General features: G+C 70.4%; 3 protein-coding genes. 1 reads left to right on the top strand and 2 read right to left on the bottom strand.

Annotated features, from left to right (window positions below; translation table 11 throughout):
- Nucleotides 1-34: 34 nt before the first annotated feature.
- Together E6U81_RS39420 and E6U81_RS39415 are read right to left on the bottom strand one after the other, a co-directional pair.
- The gene (locus E6U81_RS39420) at nt 35-430 is read right to left on the bottom strand and encodes a VOC family protein (RefSeq protein WP_136234792.1); all 396 of its coding nucleotides are present in this window, start codon (nt 428-430) and stop codon (nt 35-37) included.
- A gap of 62 nt (nt 431-492) precedes the next feature.
- On the bottom strand, nt 493-1383 hold the full coding sequence (locus tag E6U81_RS39415) for a neutral zinc metallopeptidase (protein ID WP_136234791.1): 891 nt from the start codon (nt 1381-1383) through the stop codon (nt 493-495).
- Between the two features lie 291 nt (nt 1384-1674).
- Between E6U81_RS39415 and E6U81_RS39410 the strand changes: the two genes are divergently transcribed.
- Nucleotides 1675-3273 (top strand): ABC-F family ATP-binding cassette domain-containing protein, encoded by a 1599-nt coding sequence (locus tag E6U81_RS39410; protein ID WP_136234790.1) that lies wholly within the window; start codon nt 1675-1677, stop codon nt 3271-3273.
- Nucleotides 3274-3411: the final 138 nt, after the last annotated feature.

Below are 3411 nucleotides of genomic sequence, written 5' to 3'. Positions count from 1 at the left end.
GCGCGTACGCCGCGGTTCCCGGGCGCTGCGGGTCTCAGACCTGCGGTGCGTAGGTGCCGAAGCTCCAGATGTTGCCCTCGCCGTCCCGGGCCATGTAGTCGCGGGAGCCGTAGTCCTGGTCGGTGGGCCCCATCAGGACCTCCACACCGTGCTCGACGGCCCGCCGGTGGTGGGCGTCCACGTCGTCGACCACGACGTAGACCCCCGAGGGGCCGGCGCCCTCCATGGCCTTGTCGAAGGCCCCGCCGGTGCCCTTGCTGCCCAGCATCACCACACCGTTGCCGTACGCCAGCTCCGCGTGCACCACCGAGCCGTCGTCCCCCTCGTACACGGCGACCTGGCTGAAGCCAAAGGCCTCGGTCAGCAGCTTGATCGCCGCCTTCGCGTCGCGGTAGACCAGCGTGGGACAGATGGACGGAACGCCTGCCATGACGATCACTCCCTCTCGTGACGGTGACCCGCGTCACACAGCATGGCAGGCGCCGTCGACGGTCAGCGGAAGGTGTTGCACTGGGCCATGTCGCCGGTCCGGTAGCCCTGGTAGAACCACTGCTGGCGCTGCTCGGCCGAGCCGTGCATCCAGGACTCCGGGGTCACCCGGCCCTGGAACTTCTCCTGGATCCGGTCGTCGCCGACCGCGGCCGCCGCGTCCAGCCCGTCCCTGATGTCCTGGTCGGTCAGCGTGGTGATCAGGGGCCGGCCCGTGGACTCGTCCGGGGTCCGCGTCGCATTGTGCGCCCACACCCCCGCGTAGCAGTCGGCCTGCAGCTCGACCTTGACCGCGTTGCTGTTCGCGCCCTGCTGCCCGTCCTGGGCGCGCTGCAGGGTGCCGGTCAGGTTCTGGATGTGGTGCCCGTACTCGTGGGCCACGACGTACGCCTGGGCGAAGGGGCCGCCGCTCGCGCCGAACTTGGTCCGCAGCTCGTCGAAGAAGCCCAGGTCCAGGTAGACCTGCCGGTCGGCGGGGCAGTAGAAGGGGCCCACGGCCGCGGTGGCGGCTCCGCAGGCGGTGTTCACCCGGCCGGTGAAGAAGACCGTCGACGCCGGGCTGTACTGGCCGCCGCGCCGCGTGAACTCCTGCCGCCAGAAGTCCTGGGTGCTGTTGACCACGGCGACCAGCCGGCAGTCCTCGCGCGCGTTCGCGTCCTGACCCGTCCGGCACGCCTGCTGGACCTGGTTGACGGAGGACGCGGCGGGAGCCGGCTCCTCGTCCCCGGAGGACAGCCCCAGCTGCTCCGGCCCCACGCCGAAGAGCAGGCCCATGATCAGCGCGAGGATGCCGACGAGGCCGCCGCCGATAGTGGCCTTCCCGCCCGGGATGCGACTGCCACGCACGTCCTTGACCTCGGACGTGTCCAGATTGGCGTTGTCGTCGAACTGCATCCCGCACCGCCCTCGATCCGTGAAGCCGGCGCGGCCGCGTGACCGCCCCTGCGGCGAGTATCAACCTATTCAGCCGGATATGCGCCCTGGCCCCTCCTCGGGGGCGCCTGGGCCGAACGGGGGACGCGGGGAGCGGACCGGGTGCGGCCGGGCGGCCCCGCCGCCGCCCCGGAAAGCAGTTGCACACCCCCGGTAGAATGTCTCCCATGGCAAATCTCCTCGCGGATTAGCGGCGTCGAAGCCTCGCGTCCTGCCCCCTTCCGCCGTCCCCACCCGCCCTGGAGTATTTCCGTGATCACCGCCACCGGCGTCGAGCTGCGCGCCGGCGCACGCATCCTCATCGAGTCCGCCTCTTTCCGCATCGCCAAGGGCGACCGCATCGGGCTGGTCGGCCGCAACGGCGCCGGCAAGACCACCCTCACGAAGTGCCTCGCGGGAGAGGGCCAGCCCGCCGGCGGCTCCATCACCCGTTCGGGCGAGGTCGGCTACCTGCCGCAGGACCCGCGCACCGGTGACCTCGACGTCCTGGCCCGCGACCGGATCCTGTCCGCCCGCGGTCTCGACGTCCTCATCAAGAAGATGCGCATGAACGAGGAGCGCATCGCCACCGGCTCCGGCGCCACCCGCGAGAAGGCGCTCAAGCAGTACGAGCGCCAAGAGACCGAGTTCCTCACCAAGGGCGGGTACGCCGCCGAGTCCGAGGCCGCGACCATCTCGGCCGCGCTCAGCCTGCCGGAGCGGGTCCTCGGCCAGCCGCTGCACACTCTCTCCGGTGGTCAGCGCCGCCGCGTCGAGCTGGCCCGGATCCTCTTCTCGGACGCCGACACCCTGCTCCTCGACGAGCCCACGAACCACCTCGACGCCGACTCGATCGTCTGGCTGCGGGACTACCTCAAGAACTACCGCGGCGGCTTCGTCGTGATCTCCCACGACGTCGACCTCGTCGAGACCGTGGTGAACAAGGTGTTCTACCTGGACGCCAACCGCGCCCAGATCGACGTCTACAACATGGGCTGGAAGCTCTACCAGCAGCAGCGCGAGGCCGACGAGAAGCGCCGCAAGCGCGAACGCCAGAACGCCGAGAAGAAGGCCGCGGCCCTGAACTCGCAGGCCGACAAGATGCGCGCCAAGGCCACCAAGACGGTCGCGGCGCAGAACATGGCCAAGCGGGCCGAGCGGCTGCTGTCCGGCCTGGAGGCCGTCCGCGTCTCCGACAAGGTCGCCAAGCTGCGCTTCCCGGACCCGGCACCCTGCGGCAAGACCCCGCTGACCGCCGAGGGCCTGTCGAAGTCCTACGGCTCCCTGGAGATCTTCACCGACGTCGACCTGGCCATCGACAAGGGATCCCGCGTGGTCATCCTCGGCCTCAACGGCGCCGGCAAGACCACCCTGCTCCGCCTGCTGTCGGGCACCGAGAAGCCCGACACCGGCACGGTCGTCCCCGGCCACGGCCTCAAGCTCGGCTACTACGCCCAGGAGCACGAGACCCTGGACCCGGACCGCACGGTCCTGGAGAACATGCGCTCCTCCGCGCCCGACCTGGACCTGGTCGACGTGCGCAAGACGCTCGGCTCCTTCCTGTTCTCCGGGGACGACGTCGACAAGCCCGCCGGCGTGCTCTCCGGCGGCGAGAAGACCCGTCTGGCCCTGGCCACGCTGGTCGTCTCCTCGGCGAACGTGCTCCTCCTCGACGAGCCCACGAACAACCTCGACCCGGCCAGCCGCGAGGAGATCCTGGGCGCGCTGCGCACCTACAAGGGCGCCGTCATCCTCGTCACGCACGACGAGGGCGCCGTGGAGGCGCTGGAGCCGGAGCGCATCATCCTGCTCCCGGACGGTGTCGAGGACCTGTGGGGACCGGACTACCGGGACCTGGTGGCCCTCGCCTGACCACCTCCCCGGCCTGCCGGGGAGGTGCCGGGACGCCGTCCCGGCCCTGATCCAGTTCCTTATGGATCATTCGGCTCAGGGGTGATCCATCATCTGAGTGAGACGGTCTCGTACCGTTGCGCGTCGTCCGACGGCCCC

The sequence above is a fragment of the Streptomyces sp. A0592 genome (assembly GCF_004795115.1).
Lineage (GTDB): Bacteria > Actinomycetota > Actinomycetes > Streptomycetales > Streptomycetaceae > Streptomyces > Streptomyces erythrochromogenes.
The sequence above is the reverse complement of the archived record's forward strand: the minus strand, read 5'-3'. Positions and strand labels throughout refer to the sequence as shown.